Annotated in this window: 21 protein-coding genes; 2 read left to right on the top strand and 19 right to left on the bottom strand. The window is 67.0% G+C overall.

The window, feature by feature from the left end; translation table 11 throughout:
* The 5 genes from dusA to Q0C59_RS06790 all read right to left on the bottom strand — a co-directional run.
* The coding region (dusA, locus tag Q0C59_RS06810) for a tRNA dihydrouridine(20/20a) synthase DusA (RefSeq protein WP_291213432.1) at nucleotides 1-916 on the bottom strand (916 nt) is incomplete at its 3' end.
* A 72-nt stretch (nucleotides 917-988) separates the two neighbouring features.
* Nucleotides 989-2,194: an HD-GYP domain-containing protein gene (locus tag Q0C59_RS06805; protein ID WP_291213430.1), complete on the bottom strand. Its 1,206-nt coding sequence runs from the start codon at nucleotides 2,192-2,194 to the stop codon at nucleotides 989-991.
* A 107-nt stretch (nucleotides 2,195-2,301) separates the two neighbouring features.
* Nucleotides 2,302-3,039 carry an acetoacetyl-CoA reductase gene (gene phbB / locus Q0C59_RS06800; protein WP_291213428.1) on the bottom strand — a complete coding sequence of 246 codons (738 nt, stop codon included), beginning with the start codon at nucleotides 3,037-3,039 and terminating at the stop codon, nucleotides 2,302-2,304.
* A gap of 81 nt (nucleotides 3,040-3,120) precedes the next feature.
* A complete protein-coding gene (locus tag Q0C59_RS06795; RefSeq protein WP_291213426.1) occupies nucleotides 3,121-4,299 on the bottom strand; it encodes an acetyl-CoA C-acetyltransferase in 1,179 nt (392 codons plus the stop codon).
* 35 nt (nucleotides 4,300-4,334) lie between these two features.
* Nucleotides 4,335-6,197 carry a PHA/PHB synthase family protein gene (locus Q0C59_RS06790; protein WP_370654566.1) on the bottom strand — a complete coding sequence of 621 codons (1,863 nt, stop codon included), beginning with the start codon at nucleotides 6,195-6,197 and terminating at the stop codon, nucleotides 4,335-4,337.
* Nucleotides 6,198-6,325: 128 nt separating this feature from the next.
* On the opposite strand from Q0C59_RS06790, the gene Q0C59_RS06785 reads away from it, so the two are divergent.
* On the top strand, nucleotides 6,326-6,655 hold the full coding sequence (locus tag Q0C59_RS06785; RefSeq protein WP_291213435.1) for a hypothetical protein: 330 nt from the start codon (nucleotides 6,326-6,328) through the stop codon (nucleotides 6,653-6,655).
* Here Q0C59_RS06785 and pgeF read toward each other — a convergent pair.
* A complete protein-coding gene (gene pgeF, locus Q0C59_RS06780; RefSeq protein WP_291213424.1) occupies nucleotides 6,575-7,339 on the bottom strand; it encodes a peptidoglycan editing factor PgeF in 765 nt (254 codons plus the stop codon). The genes Q0C59_RS06785 and pgeF overlap by 81 nt on opposite strands.
* Nucleotides 7,339-7,980, bottom strand: a complete 642-nt coding sequence (maiA, locus tag Q0C59_RS06775; RefSeq protein ID WP_291213422.1) for a maleylacetoacetate isomerase — start codon at nucleotides 7,978-7,980, stop codon at nucleotides 7,339-7,341. The genes pgeF and maiA overlap by 1 nt, the downstream gene beginning before the upstream one ends.
* A 122-nt stretch (nucleotides 7,981-8,102) precedes the next feature.
* On the opposite strand from maiA, the gene Q0C59_RS06770 reads away from it, so the two are divergent.
* Nucleotides 8,103-10,961, top strand: a complete 2,859-nt coding sequence (locus Q0C59_RS06770) for an AMP-binding protein (protein WP_291213420.1) — start codon at nucleotides 8,103-8,105, stop codon at nucleotides 10,959-10,961.
* 37 nt (nucleotides 10,962-10,998) lie between these two features.
* Here the strand turns inward: Q0C59_RS06770 and Q0C59_RS06765 are convergent, their stop codons facing one another.
* The 12 genes from Q0C59_RS06765 to Q0C59_RS06710 form a co-directional block, all read right to left on the bottom strand.
* Entirely contained in the window at nucleotides 10,999-12,324 is a 1,326-nt protein-coding gene (locus Q0C59_RS06765) for an MFS transporter (protein WP_291213418.1), read from the bottom strand.
* Nucleotides 12,325-12,368: 44 nt separating this feature from the next.
* Nucleotides 12,369-12,647, bottom strand: a complete 279-nt coding sequence (locus tag Q0C59_RS06760; RefSeq protein WP_291213416.1) for an acyl carrier protein — start codon at nucleotides 12,645-12,647, stop codon at nucleotides 12,369-12,371.
* A gap of 17 nt (nucleotides 12,648-12,664) precedes the next feature.
* On the bottom strand, nucleotides 12,665-13,885 hold the full coding sequence (locus Q0C59_RS06755) for a dihydrolipoamide acetyltransferase family protein (protein WP_291213414.1): 1,221 nt from the start codon (nucleotides 13,883-13,885) through the stop codon (nucleotides 12,665-12,667).
* A 2-nt stretch (nucleotides 13,886-13,887) separates the two neighbouring features.
* Nucleotides 13,888-14,883, bottom strand: a complete 996-nt coding sequence (locus Q0C59_RS06750) for an alpha-ketoacid dehydrogenase subunit beta (RefSeq protein WP_291213412.1) — start codon at nucleotides 14,881-14,883, stop codon at nucleotides 13,888-13,890.
* Entirely contained in the window at nucleotides 14,880-15,893 is a 1,014-nt protein-coding gene (pdhA, locus tag Q0C59_RS06745) for a pyruvate dehydrogenase (acetyl-transferring) E1 component subunit alpha (protein WP_291213410.1), read from the bottom strand. The genes Q0C59_RS06750 and pdhA overlap by 4 nt, the downstream gene beginning before the upstream one ends.
* A 30-nt stretch (nucleotides 15,894-15,923) precedes the next feature.
* Nucleotides 15,924-17,705 carry an acetate--CoA ligase gene (gene acsA, locus Q0C59_RS06740; protein WP_291213408.1) on the bottom strand — a complete coding sequence of 594 codons (1,782 nt, stop codon included), beginning with the start codon at nucleotides 17,703-17,705 and terminating at the stop codon, nucleotides 15,924-15,926.
* 15 nt (nucleotides 17,706-17,720) lie between these two features.
* Complete coding sequence (locus Q0C59_RS06735; RefSeq protein WP_291213406.1) at nucleotides 17,721-18,521, bottom strand: slipin family protein; 801 nt, start codon at nucleotides 18,519-18,521, stop codon at nucleotides 17,721-17,723.
* Nucleotides 18,522-18,535: 14 nt separating this feature from the next.
* Nucleotides 18,536-19,858: a nodulation protein NfeD gene (locus Q0C59_RS06730; RefSeq protein ID WP_291213404.1), complete on the bottom strand. Its 1,323-nt coding sequence runs from the start codon at nucleotides 19,856-19,858 to the stop codon at nucleotides 18,536-18,538.
* 133 nt (nucleotides 19,859-19,991) lie between these two features.
* Entirely contained in the window at nucleotides 19,992-21,095 is a 1,104-nt protein-coding gene (locus Q0C59_RS06725; RefSeq protein WP_291213402.1) for an alkene reductase, read from the bottom strand.
* Between the two features lie 96 nt (nucleotides 21,096-21,191).
* Nucleotides 21,192-22,106 carry a ribose-phosphate diphosphokinase gene (locus Q0C59_RS06720; RefSeq protein WP_291213400.1) on the bottom strand — a complete coding sequence of 305 codons (915 nt, stop codon included), beginning with the start codon at nucleotides 22,104-22,106 and terminating at the stop codon, nucleotides 21,192-21,194.
* Nucleotides 22,106-23,671: a thymidine phosphorylase family protein gene (locus Q0C59_RS06715; protein ID WP_291213398.1), complete on the bottom strand. Its 1,566-nt coding sequence runs from the start codon at nucleotides 23,669-23,671 to the stop codon at nucleotides 22,106-22,108. The genes Q0C59_RS06720 and Q0C59_RS06715 overlap by 1 nt, the downstream gene beginning before the upstream one ends.
* Before the next feature lie 26 nt (nucleotides 23,672-23,697).
* Nucleotides 23,698-24,417 (bottom strand): GntR family transcriptional regulator, encoded by a 720-nt coding sequence (locus Q0C59_RS06710; RefSeq protein ID WP_291213396.1) that lies wholly within the window; start codon nucleotides 24,415-24,417, stop codon nucleotides 23,698-23,700.
* Nucleotides 24,418-24,442: the final 25 nt, after the last annotated feature.

The following is a 24,442-nucleotide window of genomic DNA, read 5'->3' as shown; positions in this document are numbered from 1 at the left end:
GATCGCTCCAGATCTGGCGCCAGCGGCGCGCGCCGCGCAGGCCGTGGCGCAGACCGAGCATGTGGCGCGCAATCGCGTACCAGGGGCAGCCGTCTTCGGCAAAGGCACGCTCCATGTAGCTCACCATCTGCTCCTCCACCGCTTCGCGCGTGATGGTGCTGGGCGCTGCGTCAAAGAAGGTTTCGTCCCACGAGGTGAGCAGCCAGGGGTTGTGGTAGGCCTCGCGGCCCACCATCACGCCGTCCACCTGCAGCAGATGGTCAGCAATCTGCGCGTTGGTGGTGATGCCTCCGTTGATGCCGATGGTGAGCTGGGGGAAGTCGCGTTTGAGGCGGTAGGCCAGCTCGTAGCGCAGCGGCGGCACTTCGCGGTTTTCCTTGGGTGAGAGGCCGTCCAGCCAGGCATTGCGTGCGTGCACCATGAACACGTTGCAACCAGCTTCACTCACCGTGCCCACGAAGTCGCGCACAAACTCGTAGCTCTCCACGCGGTCGATGCCGATGCGGTGTTTCACCGTCACCGGGATCGACACCGTGTCCACCATGGCCTTGACGCCATCGGCCACGGTCTTCGGCTCGGCCATGAGGCAGGCACCAAACGCACCACGCTGCACGCGATCGCTCGGACAGCCGCAGTTGAGGTTGATCTCGTCGTAGCCCCAGTCTTCGCCCAGTTTCGCGGCCATGGCCAGCTCGGCCGCATCGCTGCCACCCAGCTGCAAGGCCACGGGATGCTCTTCGGCGTTGAACCGCAGGTGCCGCTGCACACTGCCGTGCGCCAGCGCACCGGTGGTCACCATCTCGGTGTAGAGCAGCGTGTTCTTGGTCAGCAGGCGGTGCAGGTAGCGGCAATGGCGGTCGGTCCAGTCCATCATGGGGGCCACCGAAAGGCGCCATGGGCTGGTTTGCGGGGACATGAGGCGGTCTTCAGTCATCGGTTGGAATCGCTCGCAGGCAAGGCCTGAGACTGTACCGCGCCGCCCGTCACATCACAGCCGCCCCAGCAATTTGGCCACGCTGACCGTCACCTTCACATCGCCTGGCGCCAGGCTCGCCTTGACTTCAAAGGCGGGGTCGGCCGTGTCGCGCAAGGCGGGCTCTCCCAGCGGCAGGCCCTGTCGACCAACGATGGCAAGTACCGCGGGTGCGTTGGCCTTGGCGCCACGGCGCGCCACCACCGCCACCTCGCCACTGGCCAGCCGCACATAGCTGCCCGGCGGGTAAAAGCCGATGTTCTTGAAGAACAAGGCGCCCATGGGGTCGGGCCGCTGATCGGGGCCCAGGTAGAGTTCGCGCGCCACCTGCTGGGACAGCAGCGCGCCCCGGCTCTTGCGTGGGCTGATGCACGCCACGTACACGTCCGCCATCTGCAGCAGCCGGTGGGCGTCGCTGCCGACGGGTTTGCCAGCCGGGTAGCCCTGACCGTCCGGGCGTTCGTGGTGTTCTTCCACCAGTTGCAGCCACTGGGCATCCGCCACACCCAGGCGGCGCAGCACGTCTGCGCTGCGTTGCGGGTGTTCGCGCACAGTCTTGCGCTGCAACTCGGACAAAGGGCCCGCCTGGTGCGCCATGTCCTCGTGCGCCCGGGTCATGCCGATGTTCATGGTCAAGGCCGCACGCAGGAGCGGCGCCCGGTCGGCCGGTGCCAGCCCGGCGGACGGTGCCACCAGGGCGCACAGGCCGGCTGCGAGCGATGCGTGCGTGGTGCTGTAGGGCATGTGCGGGTCGAACAGCAGCTGCACCAGCACCATGAGGCTGTCGTCGGGGTGCTCTTGCCAGAGCTTGTTGGCCCGCGCCTCCAGCCGGTCGAGGCGTTCCAGAAACTGGCTGGCTTCGGCGCCCTGTTGCAGCAGCGTGGTCAGGGAGGCGTGGATGTCTGGCCACGCTTCGGTCGGGGCGAGCTCGTCGCGAGCTTCCTTCTTCTCCTGCACCGGCACCATGGCGTCCAGGCTGGCAATGCGGCTGAGCGACTCGTTGCCGCGCACCAAACGATCCAGCGCGGCGGTGTAGCTGTAGCTCCAGGCCTGCCAGTCGGCGGCCAGCACCATGGGCGTGTGCAGCATGAGCAGGCCGCGGTGTTGTTCGGAGGTGATGTGCTCGCCCTTGCGCAGCAGCAGCACGCCCTTGGGGTCCCAGATGTTCACGGGCACGGGCTGGTTCAGCGCCAGGGATTCCATGGGGAGCGACTTGTACATCACCGCAATATAAGCGCGACGCCGGGATCACGATCGCTTGAAAACCACCCGAAAACACCCACAAAAAACCCCGCCGCAGCGGGGTTGGTCGTCTGCACTCGGCAGGTTCAGCCCATGTGCAGGCCGCCGTTGACCGAGAAGTCGGCGCCGGTGGCATAACCACCCTCTTCCGAAGCCAGCCAAGCGATGATGGAGGCGATCTCACTGGGCTTGCCCAGTCGTTTGACCGGCACCGTGGCCACAATCTTCTCCAGCACGTCGGGGCGGATGGCGTTGACCATGTCGGTGCCGATGTAACCTGGGCTCACGGTGTTGACCGTCACGCCTTTGGTCGCCATCTCCTGCGCCAGCGCCATCGAGAAGCCGTGCATGCCGGCCTTGGCCGCCGAGTAGTTGGTCTGGCCAGCCTGGCCTTTTTCGCCGTTGACCGACGAGATGTTGATGATGCGGCCCCAGCCTTTTTCCACCATGTCGCCGACCACCTGCTTGGTCACGTTGAACATGGAATCCAGATTGGTGTTCATGACGGCGGCCCAGTCTTCCCGGCTCATCTTGAGGAACATGCGGTCCTTGGTGATGCCGGCGTTGTTGACCAGCACGTCGATGCTGCCGTGCTCGGCCTTGGTCTTGGCGAAAGCCTCAACTGTTGAGTCCCAGTCGCCCACATTGCCAACGGAGGCGTGAAACGTGAAGCCCAACTCCTTCTGTTCATCCAGCCATTTGGTGAAATCGCGAGTGGGGCCACAACCGGCGATGACCTTGAAACCTTCCTTGTGCATGCGCTGGCAGATGGCGGTTCCGATGCCACCCATGCCACCGGTGACGTACGCTACTTTTTGACTCATTGGGGGTTCTCCTCTGGTTTGTGTGTGTTGGGTTGCACAGCCCACAAGGCCTTGCAACACGCTCTTGAATCTACCGGCAAATCAGCGTTCGACCGCGAGGGAAACCCCCATGCCGCCGCCAATACACAAGGCTGCCACGCCCTTTTTCGCGTCGCGTCGGACCATTTCGTGCAGCAGCGTCACGAGGATGCGGCAACCAGACGCACCGATGGGGTGACCGATGGCGATTGCGCCGCCGTTCACGTTCACACGTGCGGGGTCGATGTCCAGCGCCTTGTTGACGGCACAGGCCTGGGCGGCAAAGGCTTCGTTGAGTTCGAACAGGTCCACATCGGACGCTTTCCAGCCGGCGCGCATCAGGGCTTTTTGCGTAGCAGGCACCGGGCCCATGCCCATGGTGGCCGGGTCCAGGCCGCTGGTGCCGAAGGCTGCGATGCGGGCCAGCGGCGTCAGGCCCAGCGCGGCGGCCTTCTTCGCGCTCATGACCATCACGGCGGCGGCGCCGTCGTTCAGGCCCGAGGCGTTGCCGGCGGTCACCGAGCCCGCCTTGTCAAACGCTGGGCGCAGACCGGCCAGCGCTTCGGCGTTGGTCTTCTTGTTGATGAATTCGTCGTTGTCAAAGACGATCGGGTCGCCCTTGCGCTGCGGAATGCTCACGCCGACGATTTCGTCCTTGAACTTGCCGGCGTCTTGCGCGGCGCTGGCCTTTTGCTGGCTGCCCAGGGCCAATGCATCCTGCATGTCGCGCGTGATGGCATTGGCCTTGGCCACGTTCTCGGCGGTGATGCCCATGTGGTACTGGTTGTACACATCCCACAGGCCGTCGACGATCATGGTGTCGATCATTTTCCAGTCGCCCATGCGCTGGCCATCGCGGCTGCCATTGAGCACGTGCGGGCTCGCGCTCATGTTTTCCTGGCCTCCGGCGATCACGATCTCGCTGTCACCCCAGGCCACGGCCTGTGCGGCCAGCATCACGGCCTTGAGGCCGGAGCCACAGACAGCGTTGATGGTGAGTGCCGGGGTTTCCTTGGCCACGCCGGCCTTCATCATGGCCTGGCGCGCCGGGTTCTGGCCCACGCCCGCGGCCAGCACCTGGCCCATGATCACTTCACCGATCACGTCGGCCGGCAGGCCGGACCGATCGAGCATCGCCTTGATGACGATGCTGCCGAGCTCGGTGGCAGGAACCTTGGCGAGCGAGCCGCCAAACTTGCCGACGGCGGTGCGGGCGGCTGAAACGATGACGATGTCTTGCATGGGTTTGCTCCTTGTTGTGCTGAAAAAATTCGGGGTCAAGCCTTGGCTTTGACGTAGCGGCCCGGCGCAGGCTCGATGGCGGTGTAGGTCTTGCCCTTGCCGTAGGTCTTGGGCGCAGCAACCTGTTTGCCGGCGTAGGGCTTGAGCCAGGCGGCCCAGTCGGTCCACCAGCTGCCGGGTTGTTCTTCGGCGCTGGCAATCCACTCGTTCACGTCCTTCGGAAACTTCGTGGCCGAGCCGATCCAGTGGCTGCGCTTCTTTTTGCTCGCCGGGTTGATCACGCCCGCGATGTGGCCCGAGGCGCCCATCACAAAACGCTTCTTGCCCGGGAACACCTGGGTGCTCGCGTACGCACCGCCGATGGGCACGATGTGGTCTTCGCGCGAGCCGTAGATGTAGACCGGCAGCTTGACCTGGCGGAAGTCGATCTTCTCGCCGCACACCGTCATCTTGCCGGGCTTGATGAGGTTGTTCTCCAGGTACATCTGGCGCAGGTAGAGCGCGTAGTACGGACCGGGCAGGTTGGTGCTGTCGGAGTTCCAGTACAGCAGGTCGAACGGGGGTGGCGTCTCGCCCTTGAGGTAGTTGCCCACCACGTAGTTCCACACCAGGTCGTTCGGGCGCAGGAAGCTGAAGGTGGTGGCCAGGTCGCGCCCGGGCATGAGGCCGCCCTGGGCGAACTGCGACTCGCGGTACTTGACGAAGTTTTCGTCGATGAACACGTCGAGGATGCCGGTGTCGGTGAAGTCGAGCAGCGTGGTGAGGAAAGTGGCGCAGTGCACCGGCTCTTCACCGCGCGCCGCCAGCACCGCCAGCGCTGTGCCCAGCATGGTGCCGCCCACGCAGAAACCCAGGGCGTTGATGGTCTCGGCACCGGTGATGTCCTGCGTGACCTCGATCGCCTTGATCACCGCGTCTTCGATGTACTGGTCCCAGGTGGCCTGGGCCAGCGACTCGTCGGGGTTGCGCCAGCTCACCACAAAGGTGCGGTGGCCCTGCTCCACGCAGTAGCGGATCAGCGAGTTCTCGGGCTGCAGATCGAGGATGTAGAACTTGTTGATGCAAGGCGGCACCAGCAAAAACGGCCGCTCGTACACCTTGGGCGTGAGCGGCTTGTATTCAATCAGCTGGAACAGCTCGTTCTCGAACACCACCGCGCCTTCGGTGGTGGCCACGTTCTTGCCCACCTCGAACACGCTCTCGTCGGTCATCGACACGTGGCCCTGCTTCATGTCGTGCAGCAGGTTGGCCATGCCCTTGGCGATGCTCTCGCCCTGGGTGTCGATGGCCTTCTTCTGCGCTTCGGCGTTGAAGGCCAGAAAGTTGCTCGGCGCGCTGGCGTCGATCCACTGCTGCACCGCAAAGCGCACGCGGGTGCGGGTTTTGGCGTCGCCCTGCACCGCATCGGCCAGGGCCATGAGGGTGCGTGCGTTGAGCAGGTACGCCGCGGCAGAAAATGCCGCCATCGGGTTGCTGGCCCAGGCGTCGGACGCAAAGCGGCGATCCCCCTCGGGCTTGACGTTGGGCCCCTGGTTCCACAGGCCGGTCACGTCCTTGAGGTATTGGTTCTGGATTTCGAGCAGCTTCGCCGGGTCAAAGCTCACCTGCTGGCCCGATGCGTTCTTGAACATGTCGCCCATGCCGGGCATGGCCGGCATCGCAGGCATGCCTGGGAATGCCGCACCCGCGGTGGGCATGGCCATGCCGAACGGGTTGGCCGCGCCCGCCTGCGGCATGAACGCCTTGAAAGCAGCGAAAGGATCGGCCGTGCCCGCCGGTGGCGCTGCGGCAGCCCCCGGGAAGGCCTGGGCCACCTGGGTCCATTGCTGAATGAGGTTTCGCTGGAACTGATTGGCAGTTTCTAGCCAGTCGGTGGGAGGGGTTTTGCCCGATGTCATGCTGGTCTCCTGTGTTTTTGTCGACGGCCTATCATTCCCGGCGTGGGAAAGAATGTCCGGCTTTTCTCAAGTATCTGTGTGGCGGCTTCCAGCAGACTGACGCAATTTTCCGGCCTGCAAGGAATGCTGTGTACCTGGTGGTGATTGGTTGGATGTATGTTGTTCTGATGATGTCGGTGGCCGAGGCCAGCAACACGACGGGGACCGTCCTCGGGGCCATTGTGACCTTTTTTCTTTACGGTCTGCTGCCCGTGGTACTGGTGGTTTACCTGATGAGGACACCCGCAAGGCGCAAGCAGATCAAGGCCCGTGAAGCCGCTGAACACCAGGCGCAGATGGCGCGGCTGGCGGCCAACGCGGTGCCTGAGGCGACGGCCTCAAGCGATCCAGATGCAGGCGGCCATGCGCCCGGTGCTGCCGAGAACGGCGGCGTCGCGCCGGTGCGAAAAGAAACGTGAGCTTTGTGTCACGGTGCACCAGTCGGCCGAGCCATCGTTGCCGTGCACGTCGGTGATGCCCACACTCTGAAGCCGGCGCCGAGCCAGGGCCGGCAGGTCGGCCAGAAACTTGCCGTGGCCGAGCGGCCAGAAATGCGCCGCCGTCTCGTGGTCGGCCGCCACGAACGCCTCGCACACTTCGGCCCCCACTTCAAATGCTTGCGGCCCGATGCAGGGCCCAAGCCAGGCCATGATGTCGCCTTCGCCAGCCGCCTCGACCAAGGCGTTCGCGGTGGTCTCCAGCACACCCTGCACCAGACCCCGCCAGCCAGCATGCGCGGCGGCCACCGCGGTGCCCGAGCTGTGCGTGAACAGCACCGGCAAGCAATCGGCCACCATGATGGTGGCGGCCACGCCCGGGCCTTGCACCAGACAGGCATCGGCGTGTGTTCCATCAGGCGTGTCGGGGGTCAACTGCACAACTTGTATGCCATGCACCTGTTGCAGAAACACAGGGCGTGCGGGTGACGTGAGCGCCGCGAGCCGCTCGCGGTTGCCCGCCACGGCCAGGGGTTCGTCGCGAACATGATCACCCAGGTTGAAGCTGTCGAACGGGGCCACCGACACACCGCCCTCGCGCATGGTGCACAGCGCTCGCACACCCGCTGGCGCAGGCCAGTCGGGAGCGAACCAGCTGGAGGACATCAGGCTTCGGCGTCCGGGCAGGCCGAGGGCTGGGCCTTCTGGAACGCAGAGTGCTTCATGCAGGCGTCAAACGCGGACATCGTGCGCGGCAGGCCCGAGAAGTCCACATTGAAACGCTGGCCGTTGAAGATCTGCGGCACCAGGCAGCAGTCGGCCAGGGTGGGGGATTCGCCCAAGCAGTAGGTGCTGGCGGGCTGCTGGGCGAGCTGGCGCTCGAACGATTCGAGCCCGCTGCGCACCCAGTGGCGGTACCAGGTGTTCTTGGTGTCCTCGTCGACCTTGAGATCCTTGCTCAGGTACTTGAGCACGCGCAGGTTGTTGATGGGGTGGATCTCGCACGCAATGATCTGCGCCAGCGCCCGCACCCTCGCACGGCCCAGCGCATCGGCCGGCAGCAGGGCTGGCGTGGGGTGCAGTTCGTCAAGGTACTCGATGATGGCCATGGACTGCGTCAGGCGCGTGCCGTCATCGAGTTCGAGCAGCGGCACCAGACCCTCCACCGCGATATCGGCATAGTCCGGCAGCTTGTGCTCACCCTTGGCCAGGTGGACCGACAGGTATTCGTAGTCGAGACCCTTGAGGGCCAGCGCGATGCGCACGCGAAACGAGGCCGAGGAGCGGAAGTAGTTGTAGAGTTTCATGGGTCCTAGGTTATACCGGTGACGGTTCTCCTGCACCACAATGGTCTGGTCAACCTGGCTCGTTCATCCGTTGCTGCACCGGGCAGGCTCGGAAAGCAGCCGCCTTCAGGAGCAGGGGATCCATGGACAACACGGCCGACCACCGCAGCGAGCAAGGTTGGGGTGAAGCACAGTTGCGCGAGCTGGTGCTGCGAACGCTCAGCGACCTTCACCCTGGCGAAGCCACACCACCCGTTGTCATCACGGACAACAGTTCGCTGGATCGGGATCTCGGCTTCGACAGCCTGGGGCGCATGGAGTTGCTGCTTCGCATCGAAGCGGCAACAGGCGTCGGACTGCCGCAGGACACACTGGAAAAAGCCGAAACCGTGCGTGATCTCTGGACCGCCCTGCAGCAGGGTCGCATGAAGCCGGCAGCCGCTGGCGGAACAGCGGTCACGAGCGTCGTTGCAACACCCGATCGGCCCCGCGACACGGTGCCGGCCAGCCACGGCGCACCGGCATGGACCAGCGCCCGCACGCTGCTGGAGGTTCTCGATGCCCACGTGGCCGAGCACCCGGACCAGGTGCAGATCGTCTGTCTGGCCGATCAGTCGCAGACCCCGATCACCTACCGGGAGCTGCACGACACCTGCGCCGCGCTGGCAGCCGGCCTGCAACGCTGTGGTCTGCAACCGGGCCAGACCGTCGCCATCATGCTGCCGACCTCACCGGCCTATTTCTTCACCTACCTGGGCATCCTGCGCGCCGGCGGCATTCCGGTGCCGATCTACCCGCCTGCGCGCCCGTCGCAGCTCGAAGACCATGTCGTTCGGCACACCGGCATCCTGACCAATGCACGGGCGGTGTTGTTGATCAGCGTTCCCGAAGCGATGCAGGTGTCGCGCCTGCTCCAGGCCCGCGTGCCGGGACTGCGGGCAACACACACGCCCGACGGGCTGATCGCAGCGGGACAGGGCCACCCGCTTCGCGCTGCACCGGTCAAGGCAGACGATGTGGCCTTCATCCAGTACACCTCGGGCAGCACGGGGCAGCCCAAGGGGGTGGTCCTGACTCACGCCAACCTGCTGGCCAACATACGCGCCATGGCCAGCGCCATCGAGGCGACGCCGCAGGACGTGTTCGTCAGCTGGTTGCCGCTCTATCACGACATGGGTCTCATCGGCGCCTGGCTGGGCAGCTTCACCGTGGGATTCCGGCTGGTGGTGATGTCACCGCTGGCATTCCTCGGGCGACCCCGACGCTGGCTGGAGGCCATCTCGAACCATGGAGGCACGCTGTCGGCCGGTCCCAACTTCGCCTACGAACTGTGTCTGCACCGGATCGACGACGCATCGCTGGCCGGGCTGGACCTGAGCCGATGGCGGCTGGCATTCAACGGCGCCGAGGCGGTGAGCCCGGACACGGTCACCCGCTTCACAGAGCGGTTTGCGGCCTGCGGGCTGAGCTCCACGGCCATGACGCCGGTGTACGGCCTGGCCGAGGCCTCGGTGGGTCTGCTGTTTCCACCCCTGAGGCGCGGCCCCCGCATCGACCTCGTCGACCGCGCTGTTTTCGAGTCGCAGCGCCGCGCCACGGCAGCCAGCGACCCGACGGCCTTGCGCTTCGTGGCCTGTGGGCGGGCTCTGCCCGGACACGATGTGCGCATCGTGGACGATGCGGGCGCCGTGCTGCCCGAGCGCATCGAGGGACGGTTGGAGTTCCGCGGGCCTTCGGCCACCGCCGGCTACTGGCACGCACCTGAACAGACCGCAAGACTGTTCTGCGATCCGCAGGGCGAATGGCTGGACACCGGAGACCGCGCCTACCTTGCCGAAGGAGACGTCTTCGTCACAGGCCGGGTAAAGGACATCGTGATCCGGGGTGGCCGCAACCTGTACCCGCAGGAAATCGAGCAGGCGGTGGGTGACGTCAGTGGTGTTCGCAAAGGCTGTGTGGCGGTTTTCGGCCGGCGCGACGCCGGCAGCGGCACCGAGCGCCTGGTGGTCCTGGCGGAGGTCAGCCCCCGCGACCGCCAGCATGTCGACACCCTGCGCAAGGCGGTGGCGCACGCGGTGGTGGCGGCCATCGGGGAGCCCGCCGACGAGATCCTGCTGGTCGCACCGCACACGGTGCTCAAGACATCCAGCGGAAAGGTCCGCCGCTCGGCCTGCCGGGCGCTGGTCGAACAGGGGGGCACGAGTGCTGCGAACAATAGCGTGCGCGCGCAGTGGCTGAGACTGGTGGGCGGTGCGCTGGTGCTGCGGCTGCGCCACAGCCTTGAGCGTCTGTCAGACCTGCTGTTCGGGGTTCGCGCCCTGGCCTTGTTCGGGTTGATGGCGCCGGTGGCCTGGTTGCTCACCATGCTGATGCCGACCCCGGCCATGGCCTGGGGTTTTTGCCAACGTGCCGCTCGCCTGCTCCTGTATCTGACAGGCACCAGGCTGCAGGTGCAGGGCCTGGAGCAGTTGCCGGCCGATGCCCGCTGCGTGCTGGTGAGCAACCATGCGAGTTATCTGGACGGTCTGGTGCTGGTGGCGGCTCTGGGCCGGCCGCTTGCGTTTGTTGCCAAACGCGAGCTCGAGCGGCAGTGGGTGGCAGGACCCTTCCTCAGGCGCATGGGCACGGCCTTTGTCGAACGCTTCGACGCTCGCCGCAGCGTCGCTGACGCACAGCGGATGACCGAGGTGGTGCAGTCCGGCCAGACCCTGATGGTGTTCCCCGAGGGCACCTTTGTGGCCGCCCCCGGGCTGCTTCCCTTCCGGCTCGGCGGTTTTCTGGCAGCAGCGCACGCCCGCGCACCGGTGGTTCCGGTGACGCTGGGAGGCACTAGGGAACTGCTCGGAGCCGGTCGTTGGTGGCCGCACAGGGCGGCCTTGTCGGTTCGCATCGGCGCCCCGCTGGTGGTCGCCGCCGGGCTGGAGCCCTTTGCTGCAGCGGTCCAGTTGCGGGATCGGGCGCAGCACGCCATCGGCCGCGGCCTGGCCCTCACAGAGGCCTGAGCGCTGCACGGCGGGGCAACTGGCGGACGCGAGCGTTTTAGCGCGGCTGCGCGGCGGCCTCGTCGTTGGCCGCTGCTGCGGCTGCGATGCCACGCTGCACATTCACCCGCGTCAAAAGCAACAGGCCACCCACGAAGAACAGCCCGGTCGAAGCAATCGCCAGACGGTGATTGCCACCGGTTGACCAGGTCACCAGGCCGTAGGTCATGGGGCCGATGATGGCCGACAGGCGAACCGCAAACATCCATAGGCCAAAGAACTCGGCACGCCGCTGCCCGGGTGCCAGCACACCCGCCAGCGCCCGGCCCGCCGACTGGCTGCTGCCCATGCACAGCCCGGCGATCACGGCCGCCAGCCAGAACAGGCCCGGCCCGGTCGCCAGCGCAGCAAGCACGGTCATCACGATCCAGCCCGCCAGGGTGATGCCCAGTGCCGGACAGTGTCCGATGCGGTCCTGCACATAGCCCCAGGCGAACGCACCCAGCGCTGCGGCGATGTTGACGAGAAAGATCAGCAGCATGGTCTCGGTCTGCTGGAAGGCAAGCACCTGCTCGGCGTAGACCGCCGCCAGCGCAATGACTACCGAGATGCCCGCCTGGTAGGCCACCGAACACACCAGCAAGGCGGTGAAATCCTGAAACGAGCGCGCTTCCCGCCAGGTCCGCTTCAGACGCGCAAGCGAGGCCTGAAAGCCCGCACCGGGTGCGGGCCGGGACAGTGCCTGGGCCCGCTCCGGGAGCAAGGCAAAGGTCACCAGTGCCGAGGCTCCAAAGATGCCTGCGGTGATCAGCATCGTGACCGGAACAAAGTGCGAAGCGGGCAAGCCTTGCGCCTGCGCGTGGGTCACGTACCACAGGCTCAGTCCCAGTGTCAGCATGCCGCCGAGGTAACCGAAGCTCCAGCCCCAGCCCGACACGCTGCCCATGCGGTCTTCCGTGGCCAGTTCGGGGAGAAAGGCGGCGATCAGTGCCTCGCCGTAGCTGTAGAACACATTCGACAACACGATGGCCACCAGGGCCCAGGCGACGTCACCCGGCCCCGCACCGGCCAGCGCGGCGGTGCCCAGCACACATCCCAGTGTCGAGAGCACCAGCAGCCGCTTCTTGGCTGCGCGCAGGTCGGCATAGGCGCCGAGCCCGGGCATGGTGAGCATCACGATCAGGCTGGAGATCGCCAGCGCACTGGTCCATGCCAGCGTGCCCCAGGCCTCACCGCCGGCCACACCGCCGACAAACCAGGCGCTGAAAACGGCTGTGAGCACCACCGTGGTGTAGCCCGAGTTGGCGAAGTCGTACATGGCCCAGCCGAAGACCTCGCGCTTGCGCACGCCGGGTTTCAGGGCGCTCTGGGGAAACATGGACATGGTGCCGCAGTGTTTGATCAGAAGGTGGCCTGGGCGAGACGGTGTCAACCTGGTTGACGCGGCAGGCCGGTGTCGAGCGGGCCTGCCCGACTCCCCAGGTAGGCCAGCAGGCCAGCCAGGTTGAACAGCTTCGGGTAGTCGCTTTCCGGGATGCTGATTCCGCTGCCCCGACTCAGACCCACGACCAGGTTGAGGAAGTCCATGGAATCGAGGTCCAGCGCCTCGCGCAGGTCGGCGTGTTCGTCGACCCCTGAAAGGTCGGCTTCGGGGGCGATGCCGGCCAGCACTTCGGCGGTCAGTGTCCGGATGTCTTGCGGGTTCATGGGGTCGGGCTCCCGTTTCAAAGTTGTTCAGGCAGCAACAGCGCCTTCGCGATGGCCGCCAGGAACTGGCTGCCCAGGTGTCCGTCGCTGGTGCGGTGATCAGCGGCCAGACTGCAATGCACCAGCGGGCGCACGGTGACGGTACCGTCCTGCACCCACGGCCCTGGCCTGACCCGGCCGAAGCCGACGATGGCCACCTGCGGCGGATAGATCACGCCCTGCACTCTTGCGGCACCTCGATCACCCAGGCTGGTCACGGTGATGGTCGGATCGGTCAGCTCCGAACTGCGCAGGCCGCCGGCCCGCGCGCGCTGCACCAGATCGCGCAGCGCTGCCATCAGGGCGGGCAGGTCCAGGCGATCGGCGTGGTGGATGGCTGGCGCCACCAGCCCACCACCGCGCAAGGCAATGGCCCAGCCGACATGCACGTCCTGGGCCGGCTGAAAGCCGCCGTCGACGCAGAAACCGTTGAACCGGGGCACCTGTCGCAAGGCCACCGCCACGGCCTTGAGCAGTAAGGCCGCCGGCAACAGGCGTTCGGTGGGCGGGCGATCGCGGTTGAACGCCTCGACCCATTGCAGCGCCGGCCCGAGATCGAAGGTCTCTTCAAGGTAGTAGTGCGGAATCTCGCGCTTGGAGCGCGCCATGGCCAGGGCGATCGCCTGGCGCATCTGGACCGGGTCGAAGCCGCCCGGGCGCAGCCGCTGTACAGGGGGGCCGGCCGCCGGCGGCACCAGCGGCGCCTGCAACGCGATCGCGCGCTGCACGTCGGCCCGAACGACCGCCCCGCCGGCGCCGTGACCGGGCAGCATTGCGATGTCGACACCCTGCTCCCGGGCCAGCCTGCGCGCAGCGGGTGAGGCCTTGACGCGTCCCATCATCGCCCGTTCGCCGGTTGGCACGAAGGCCACCGCGACCCGGGCTGGCTCCAGACGGTGCGGCGGTTCGGGGATCGAAGCCGGACCACTGGCTGCGGGCGCCGGCTGCGCCACGCCGGCGTCACTCGCGGCACCGCGCACCTGCGCGAGCACGGCGCCCACCGGCAAGGACTGCCCGATCGGTACCAGGTCATCGATCACGCCGTCGAGAAAACACTCGACGTCGATGGCGCCCTTGTGCGTCTCGACAACGGCCACCACATCGCCCGGGCGCACCCGGTCACCGGGCTTGACCAGCCATTGCACAATCTGGCCGGATTCCATGTCGGCACCCAGGGCTGGCATGGTGAAACCGACCACGCTCAGATCCTCGCCGCCAGGAGGGAGCGCACCGCTGCCACGATTTCCTGGACCGACGGCAGCGCCGCCTCTTCCATGTGCAGCGCATACGGCACCGGCACCTCGCGGCTGCAGACACGCAGGATCGGCGCGTCCAGTTCGTACAACGCGTCTTCGGCCAGGCGGGCTGCGATCTCGGCAGAAATCGAGCCGCTCTTCCAGCCTTCGTCCACGATCACCACACGCCGGGTCCGGCACACCGATGCACTCACCGTTTCCATGTCCAGCGGGCGCAGCATGCGCAGGTCGATCACCTCCGCCTCCACCCCGTCCCTCGCCAGCTCCTGCGCGGCCTGCAGGCATTTGGGCAGGCTGTTGCCGTAGGTCACCAGCGTGACGTCGCGCCCTGCAAGCCGGACCTTGGCGCGCTGCAGGTCGACCGCCGTCAAGCCTGCCTCGACGGTGTCCTCTGTGTTGTAAAGCACGATGTGCTCGAAGATGAGCACCGGATTGGGATCGGCCAGGGCGGCGGCCAACATGTGGCGCGCGTCCTCGACGGTCCCCGGCACCGCCACCTTGAGCCCGGGAATGTGGGCGTACCAGCCCTCCAGGCTGTGCGAATGCTGGGCCGCCAGTTGCCGCCCGCCACCAGTTGCCATGCGGATCACCAGCGGCACCGCCCATTGCCCGCCCGACATGTGGGACAAGGTCGCAGCGTTGTTCATGATCTGGTCGAGCGCGAGCAGGCTGAAGTTGCAGGTCATGATCTCCACGATGGGGCGCAGCCCAGCCAGAGCGGCGCCAATGCCGGCGCCCACAAAGCCGTTTTCAGCCAGTGGCGTGTCCCGGATGCGCTGCGGCCCGAACTCCTCGAGCAAACCTTTGGTGACGCCGTAGCAACCGCCGTACTTGCCCACGTCTTCACCCATCACAAAGCAGCGCGGGTCGGCGAGCAGGGCGTCGCGAATGGCCTGGCGGCACGCCTCGCGGTAGGTCATGAGCGAAGGGGTCTGACTCATGCGGGCTGCTCCCGGGAGTCGCACTCCTGGACCACGCTGTCCATCAGCACAAAGCGCTCCAGCTCGTCCAGCGGCTCCAGCGTGCCGGCCTCGGCAAAGGCCACCGCCGCGTTGATCTCGGCGGCAATGCTGGCGTCGATGGCCGCCGACTCGTCGGCACTGAGCCGCTGGTTCTCCACCATCCAGGTGCGCAGACGCTCGATCGGGTCGCGTTGCCTCCAGGCATCCGCTTCCTCGCGCGAGCGGTAGGCCTGCACGTCGAACATGGAGTGCGCGCGAAAGCGGTAGGTGCGGCACTCCAGGAAATACGGTCCGAGGCCGGCGCGGACGTGGGCCACGGCCCGCCGCGCTGCGGCTTCCATCTCGATCGGGTCCATGGCGTCCACCGGTGCGCTGGCCATGCAAAAGGCCTCGGCCTTGCGGTACACCTCGGTCTGCGACTCGGCGTCTTCCAGTGGCACGCCCATGGCATAGCGGTTGTTTTCGCACACGAACAGCAGCGGCAGCTGCCAGACGGCGGCCAGGTTCATGCTTTCGTGAAAAGCGCCTTCGGCCACGGCGCCCTCGCCAAAGAAACAGGCGGTGACAGCACCCGGGCGGAGCTGCTTGTCGGCCATGGCGATGCCCACCGCCAGCGGCAGGCCGCCGCCCACGATGGCGTTGCCGCCGAAGAAGCGGCGCTGGCGATCAAAGATGTGCATGGAACCCCCACGGCCGCGGCAGCTGCCCTGCACCTTGCCCAGCATTTCGGCCATGAGGGGCCCCATGGGCACGCCGCGCGCCAGCGCCTGGCCGTGTTCCCGGTAGGTGGCCAGCACCGCATCGCGCTCTTCCAGCGCAGCCATCACGCCGGTGGCCACCGCCTCTTCACCGTCGTACAGATGCAGAAAGCCGCGGATCTTCTGCGCCTGGTACAGCTCGACACATTTGGCCTCGAAGCGGCGGATGCGCAGCATCTGCCCGTACAGCCGATGCAGGTGGGCGCGGTCGAGGTGGATCTTATCGGTCATGGCGGGCCTCTCGTTGTGCGCAATCAGGTTTCACTTCTTTTCGTCACTCTCCAGCGTCGACAGGTCGCCCTCGGGCAGGCCGAGCTCGCGGGCCTTGAGCAGGCGTCGCATGATCTTGCCGCTGCGCGTTTTGGGCAGGTTGTCGCGAAAGTCGATCTGCCGGGGCGCCACCGCTGCGCCCAGGCGCTTGCGGGCATGGCCCAGCAGTTCGCGGCGCAGCGGCTCGCCCGCGTCGAAACCGGGTTTGAGCGCCACGAAGGCCTTGACCATCTCGCCCAGCACCGGGTCCGGGATACCGATCACGCCGGCCTCGGCCACCGCCGGGTGCTCCATGAGCGCGCTCTCCACTTCGAACGGACCTATCAAGTGGCCGGCCGACTTGATGACGTCGTCCGCGCGCCCCACGAACCAGTAGTAGCCCTCGGCATCGCGACGGGCCAGGTCGCCGGTGAGGTACCAGCCGTCCACGAAACAGCGGCGGTAGCGGGCGTCCTCGTTCAGGTAACCGCGCATCATGGACGGCCAGGGTGCCTTGAGGGCCAACTCACCATCCATGTCGGGCTCCTCCAGCAGGTGAACCCGGCCATCCTCCAGCCGCACGATGGCCGCCGTGATGCCCGGCAGCGGCTTGCCCATGGAGCCGGGCTTGATGTCCATGGACACAAAATTGGACACCATGATGCCGCCGGTTTCGGTCTGCCACCAGTTGTCGTGAAACGGCAAGCCAAAGGCCTGTACACCCCAGACCACCGCCTCGGGGTTGAGCGGCTCACCCACGCTGGCCATGAAGCGCAAGGCCGACAGGTCGTGGCCCCTGAGCGCCTCGGTACCGAGTTTCATCATCATGCGGATGGCCGTGGGCGCGGTGTACCAGACGGTGACGCGCTCGCCCGCCAGCACCCCGTACCAGGTCTGGGCATCGAACTCGGCTTCCACCACCACATTGGTCACGCCGCACACCAGCGGCGCCAGGATGCCGTAGCTGGTGCCGGTGACCCAGCCCGGGTCGGCGGTGCACCAGAAAACGTCGTCATCGTGCAGGTCCAGCGCGAATCGCCCGGTCACCGCGTGGGCCAGCACCGCGGCATGGGCGTGCAACACGCCCTTGGGTCGGCCGGTGGTGCCGCTGGTGAAGTGCAACAGCGCGGTGGACTCGGGATCGGTCGGCGCAATGGTGTATTGCGTGGACGCAGCGGCCACCAGCGCGTCCCAGGCATGCAGGCCGGCATCTTCGGTGGGCGCCGGACCCACCACGATCACATGGCGCAGGCCCGGCAAGCGTTCGCGCAGCGCCCGCAGCTTGCGCTGGTACAGCTCCGGGGTGGTCACCAGCACGCGCGCATCGCCCAAGTCGGCCCGGGTGGCGATGGGCTCGGGGCCGAACGCCGAGAACAGCGGTGTGACCACACAGCGCGCCTTGAGCGCGCCCAGCACGGATACGTAGAGCTCGGGCAGACGGCCCATCAGCACGAACACCCGCTCGCCCGGTTTCACGCCCAGGCTTTCCAGCGCGTTGGCAAACTGGTTGCTCGCCCGCGACAACTCGGTGTAACTCAGCGCTCGCCGTTCGCCATGCTTGCCCAGCCACCGGATGGCGGTCTGCTGCCCGCGACCATTCATCACATGCCGGTCCACCGCTTCGTGGGCCATGTTCAACCCGCCGCCTGCGGGCAAGCCGTCCAGCTGCGCTTGGGCTTCAGACCAGCTGAACTGGGCCACGGTGGTGTCGTAGTCCGTCAGGTGGGGCGTCCGGGAGGGCTGAGTCGGTTTGCAGATGCGTGGGTGTTCCATGGTGCGGTGGTCGTGTTGCAAGGATGGGGTGGCGGGTCACTCGCGCGTTTCGCTCGGCCCGTTCGGCGCTTGGCCCGCAGCAGTGCCCTTGTCCAGCAGGCGTCCGAGCAGGTCCATGGGCAGGGGAAACACAATGGTCGAAGCGCGATCACCGGCCACCTGTGTCATGGTCTGCAGGTAGCGCAGCTGCATGGCTTCGGGCTGGCGAGCCAGCATTTGTGCCGCTTCAAGCAGCGACACAGCCGCCTGCTTCTCGCCTTCGGCATGGATCACCTTGGCACGGCGCTCGCGCTCGGCCTCGGCCTGGCGGGCGATGGCGCGCACCATGGATTCGTTGAGGTCGATGTGCTTGATCTCGACGTTGGTCACCTTGATGCCCCAGGCGCCGGTCTGGGCGTCCAGGATCTGCTGCACATCCAGGTTGAGCCGCTCGCGTTCGGCCAGCATTTCGTCGAGTTCGTGCTTGCCCAGCACCACACGCAGCGTGGTCTGCGCGAGCTGGCTGGTGGCCACGAGGTAGTTCTCCACTTGGATGATGGCCTTGTCGGGCTCCACCACCCGAAAGAAGACCACCGCGTTCACCTTGACCGAGACGTTGTCGCGCGAAATCACGTCCTGCGGCTCGACGTCCAGCGTCACCACACGCAGGTCCACCCGCACCATCTGTTGCAGCCCGGGAATCACGATCACCAGCCCCGGACCCTTGACCTTCCAGAACCGGCCCAGCTGAAACACCACACCGCGCTCGTACTCGCGCAGGATGCGAAACGCCCACGCCAGCAAGAGCAGGAGCAGGGGCACGAAGACCGTGCCCAGGCCCAGGTTGAAATCAAACATGGCTTGGCTCTCCTTCAAGGGGTTTTTGAGCGGCGGCTGGGAATTCGGGGTCGGGGTTCACCTTCAGCACCAGTCCGTGCGCTGCAAAGACGTGCACCGCCCACCAGCACCGCAGCGCCGGCGGAGATCGCAACGCCAAAGATCAGCGGCAGCGGCAAGCCCAGTCCCGCTACGTCGCGGTCGAACAGCAGCAGCCCCCCTGCCACAAAAGCCACGATGCCTCCGACCCCGAGCACGCCGAAGGAAGGCACCATCAACTCGGCCGCGAGCAGCGCAAAACCCAGCAGGATCAAGGCCAGGGCGGCGTGATTCACCGGCAGCAACTGCGGCGCAAACAGGGCCAGCAGCAGGCAGATGGCGCCCGCGGTGCCAGGCAAGCCAAAACCGGGCGAAGAAAACTCGAACATCAGGCCGTATACGCCGACCATCAACAGGATGAGTGCCAGACCCGGGTTGGCGATCACGCCCAGCAGGCGGTGCCTCCAGTCGGACGGGTGCGCTTCGGTCGCCAGGCCGCGCGTGGCCAGGCGCAGATCGCCAGCCGCGGTGCGCACGGTGCGGCCATCGATCTGGTTCAACAGGTCGGGGATGTCGCTGGCCATGACATCGACCACGTTCTCCCGCAGCGCTTCTTGCGCGGTCAGGCTCACGGCCTCGCGCACCGCCCGTTCGGCCCATTGCGCGTTGCGGCCCCGCTGCGCGGCCAGACCCCGGATGAAGGCCGCTGCGTCGTGCACTTGTTTGGCGGACATGGCGTCCCCAGGGGAGGCCGGTGTCTCGCCTTCGCCCGAGGCCGGAGCATCACCGGGGGGTGCGGCCTGGGGAGCGGGCCTTGTCAGCGCACCGGGCACGCCGATCGCCACGGGGGTTGCCGCCCCCAGCGTGGTGGCAGGTGCCATCGCTGCGATGTGGCTGGCGTAGAGGATGTAGGTGCCGGCACTGGCCGCGCGCGAACCCTGCGGGCTCACGTAGGTGGCTACCGGCACCGGCGAGGCCAGGATGGCCTGCACGATCTGGCGCATCGAACTGTCCAGCCCGCCCGGGGTGTCGAGCTCCAGCACCACCAGTGAAGCGTTTTGCTGGTGCGCCCGGGCCAGGCCCCGAATGATGTAGTCGGCACTGGCCGGGCCGATGGCACCGTGCACCGTGAGAACCACCACCGGCGCCACAGCGGTTTGCGCCAGGGCCTTGAGTCCGGCCCAGCCCGCCAGCAGCAGGCGGCCGGTCAGCAGCCACGCCAGCGGGTGCGCCGGCCACGACCGGCCGCGCGCAACACAACCGCGCTGCCTGTCTGCCAACGCTTTGCGCCAACCCGGTCCGCCGTGGTCCCGTTGCATCGCACCCTCCAGCTGCACATGCTGCAGCGCCAGCCGCCCGGCTGGCGCATGCACGCCGTCATGCCGTCATGTTGGCGCGGGGGGCGGTGCCTTTGCTTGAGTGCGCTCAAGCAAAGCCGTCAAATCCGTCGGCTCAGGCGGCCAGCGCCGGGTAGTCGGTGTAACCCTTGGCGCCACCCCCATAAAAGGTCTTGTTGTCAGGCTCGTTGAACGGGCCACCCTGCTTCAGGCGCTCCACCAGGTCGGGGTTGGCGATATAAGTCTTGCCAAACGCGACCAGATCGGCGCCTTCGTTCACGGCGTCCTTGGCCATCGCCAGGTCGTAGCCGTTGTTGACCATCCAGGCCGCCTTGCCGCCGGCTGCGTGGTACGCGGTGCGCAAGGCGTCGTAATCGAACGGGCGGTCGTCCAGTTCGCGCGGGCCCCCGGTAGCGCCTTCGATGAAGTGCACATAGGCCAGGTCGAATTTCGCCAGTTCGTTCATCACGTGGGTGAACAGCGGCTGCGGATCGGCATCGATCACGTCGTTGGCCGGGGTCACGGGTGAGAGGCGGATGCCGGTGCGGCCAGCGCCGATGGCATCGGTCACGGCTTTGACCACCTCGACCAGCAGGCGGGCGCGGTTTTCAATGCTGCCGCCGTACGCATCGGTGCGCTGGTTGCTGCCGGTCTTCAGGAACTGGTCGATCAGATAGCCGTTGGCGGCGTGGATCTCCACACCGTCAAAACCGGCTTCGATGGCGCCAAGCGCAGCCTTGCGGTAGTCGTTCACGATGCCTGGGAGTTCACTGGTTTCCAGCGCGCGCGGCACCGAGGTCTCCACGAACACGGGCGCACCGTCCTTGAGCAGCACGGTCTTGGTCTTGGCCGCGATGGCCGAGGGCGCAACGGGCGAAGCGCCGTTGGGCTGCAGGTCGATGTGCGAGACACGGCCCACATGCCAGAGCTGGGTGACGATTTTTCCGCCCGCAGCGTGCACCCCAGCGGTCACGTCCTTCCAGCCTTCGATCTGCTCGGGCGCGTACAGGCCCGGCACGTCGGCGTAGCCCTGGCCCTGGTGGCTGATGGCGGTGGCTTCGGTGATGAGCAGGCCGGCGCTGGCGCGCTGCTGGTAGTAGGTGGCCATGAGTGGCGTGGGCACGGCGTTGGGTGCGCGGTTGCGCGTGAGCGGGGCCATGACGACGCGGTTGGCCAGCGAAAGGCTGCCGGCGATGGTGGGTTCGAACAGTGATGCCATGTGAGGGGTTCCGGATGCAGAAATGACGCGCGGCCCGAGGGCCGCCAGTGAAAAGCGGCCCTGAGGCCGCTCGGGAAAACCCGGATTCTGCGCGGCTCACCCGTTCGCCACGCCCAGCCCCTGCAATGACCTCACCACCTCAGGGACGATGCTCACCGCGTTTGAGGGATGCGAAATGCAGTCGGTACTCCAGATTTCACCCACCCCCGAACTGCGGACCAGCTGCACCGCGCCGGGCGCAAACAGCGCGTGTGTGACCGCCACGTCCACCGAGGCCGCACCTGCCGCGCGCAGCTTCACCGCCGCGCGCGCCAGCGTGTGGCCTGAGCTCGCCACGTCGTCCATGAGCACCACCGCTCGGCCCGCCACCGGCAGCCCGGGCAGTTCGATGTCGACCTCGCAATCCCCGTGGCGCGTCTTGCGGCACACCGCATGGTCCCAGCCGTGGCGCTGCGCGGCCAGCGCCACCCACTGCAGCGCCTCTTCGTCCGGGCCCATCAGCAGCGGGTTCTGGCGCTGCGTGGCGATGTGGTCGGCCAGCAGTGGCGCGCCGCTGAGCGCGATCGCGTCCTTCACCGGCATGGCTTCATGCAGCGTGGCCACGCGGTGCAGGTGCGGGTCCACGGTGATGATGGCGTCGAACAAGCCGGCCAGGAAGCCGCCCACGATGCGCTGGCTGATGGCCTCGCCCGGGTTGAATTCGATGTCCTGGCGCATGTAGGCCAGGTAGGGCGAGACCAGCGTGAGGTGCTTCGCACCCAGCCGGCGCGCAGTCTGCGCGGCCAGCAGCACCTCCACCAGTTTTTCGTTGGGCTGCTGCAGGCCGCGCCAGAGCACCACGCGATCGGGCAGCCCGGCCGGCAGGCGCAGGCGCATTTCCCCGTCGGGGAAGCGGTGGCGCTCGACCACCGCCAGGACCATGCCGAGGGCGCTGGCGGCCTGGCCAGCCAGCGCCGCTTCATCGTCGAAACACAGCACACAACCCGCAGCGGGTTTGCTTGAGGGGGACATCAGAACTCCACAAAAACTTGGGGCACCTGGGCGGAGGTGCCCAGGCTGAAACCGCTGGCGCGCGCGCAGGCCTGGCGCGCAAATTCCAGGTCGGCGGGGTAGCTGGCGTGCACGCGGTAGAGCAGATCACCCGCGGCCACTGTCTCGCCCAGTTTGACGCACAGGTCCACGCCCGCGCCCCGCACCTTGGGCGCGCCAGCCAGGCGCGCGATCTGCGCGATCTGCAGGTTGTCGATGCCGATGACGACACCGGCAGCGGGTGCCTTCACGTCCAGCGTGAGCGCGCCCAGCGCAGGGTGGTGGTGGTCAAAACCACGGTCGCCTTGGGCCTTGACGATGGCCCGCATCTGCGCCAGCGCACGGCCCGAATCGAGGATGTCGCGCGCAATGGAAAACCCGTCACCGCCGCGCACATCGGGATTGCATTCGATCAGGCGTCCTGCCAGTCGCAGCGATTTCTGCCGCAGGTCGTCGGGCGCGCGCGGGTCGTTTTCCAGAACCTGCATCACGTCGCGCGCTTCGAGCACCGGGCCCACGCCACGGCCCACCGGCTGGCGGCCGTCGGTGATCACCACGTCCAACGACAGGTGCATCCGCTGCGCCACGTACTCGAACAGGCGGCGCAGGCGCTGCGCCTCGGGCATGGAGCGCACCTTGGCGGTGGGGCCGATGGGAATGTCGAGCACGAGGTGCGTGGCGCCGGCGGCGATCTTCTTGGACAGGATGGAGGCCACCATCTGGCCGGGCGAATCAATGGACAGCGGGCGCTCCACCGAGATCAGCACGTCGTCGGCGGGCGAGAGCTGGGCCGTGCCGCCCCAGGCCAGGCAGCCGTGGTGCTGGCGCACGATGCCGGTGAGCTGCTCGAAGGGCAGCTCCACATTGGCCAGCACCTCCATGGTGTCGGCCGTGCCGGCGGGCGAGGTGATGGCGCGCGACGAGGTCTTGGGAAACACCAGCCCGTGGGCCGCCACGATGGGCACGACCAGCATGGAGGTGCGGTTGCCCGGGATGCCGCCGATGCAGTGCTTGTCCACGACCAGCTGCTCGTGCCAGTCGAGCCGCCGCCCGCTGGCCACCATGGCTTCGGTCAGAAAGTAGACCTCCTCGCGGTCGAGCTCGCTGCGGTTGCAGGCCACCACGAAGGCGGTGAGTTCGATCTTGGAATAGCGCAGCTCGGCGATGTCGCGAACGATGTGGCGGAAGTCGTCGCGGCCCAGGCGCTCGCCATTGATCTTGCGAAACAGCGCCGGAATGGATTCGGGCGGCTCGGCCGGGGACACCGAGGCCGGATGCCCACCGGCGACTTCCAGCCGGGCAAAGGCGTCTTCGGACACCCCGATTTCATTGCAGCCCACGATGCTGCTGTCGTCCACCACATTGAGCGTGGCCAGGATGCGCCGGCCGTTGGCCCGCACCTCCACCTTGGACAAGGCCTGGAAGCCTTCGGCCCGCACCACTTCGCAGTCGCGGTGCAGGTAGGCCACGTTCTCGTGGTAGGTGTCGATGGCCACACGCCGCAGCGTGAGACCGGGGGAAGGAGCTGTTTCAGTGGTGGGCGGCATGCCCGGGACGATACACCGCCGCCGTCTCAGCCCACCACGAGCCGCATGACCGGCATCACCTGCTCGGACTCCGCGCGCCGCTCCAGCGCCAGCCGCATGTTCATCTGCGCCACCTCGGTGTGTTCCACCGCCAGGGCCTGGGCGCGCGCACCTTCACCGCGCTGCAGCGCGTTGAACAGCATGTGGTGCTGGCGGTGCGCGTAGAGCATCCAGTCGCGGTCCAGCGCCACCGTGCCCTGCATGGGCAACATGGCCGAGGCCGGCGCGAACGGCAGCTTGTCGTTGAGTGCCACCGCGCGCTGCAGGGCGCGGTTGCCGCAGGCTTCCAGCAGCAGCGCGTGGAAACGGTCGTTCATCACCGCATAGGCCGCGTAGCTTTCGATGGTCAGCGGGCTGTCGGCGAGCAGCCGGTCGCCTTCGTCCAGGCAGGCCTGCAACTGCCCCTGCAACTGGCGCGACACGCCGTGCTCGGCCACCAGCCGCGCGGCCATGCCCTCCAGGTGGCCGCGCACCGCGATCGCGTCGGTCACCTCCTGCGCGGTGAACTGGCGCACCAGGTACTTGCCGGTCTCGTTGGCTTCGACCAGGCCTTCCTGCTCCAGGGTCACGAGCGCAGCGCGCACGGGCGTGCGCGAGGCGCCCAGGCGCTCTGCGAGCTGCTGCTCGGCCAGTCGGTGGCCGGGCTCGAACTGGCCGCTCAGGATCAGGTCGCGCAGTTGCATCAAAACGGTGTCTTGCAGGCTCATGACGCAAACTGTACACTGAAACAAA

The sequence above is a fragment of the Hydrogenophaga sp. genome, assembly GCF_022844385.1.
In the GTDB taxonomy this organism is placed as follows: domain Bacteria; phylum Pseudomonadota; class Gammaproteobacteria; order Burkholderiales; family Burkholderiaceae_C; genus Hydrogenophaga.
Note: the sequence above shows the minus strand (reverse complement) of the source record. Positions and strands in the feature narration are given on the sequence as shown.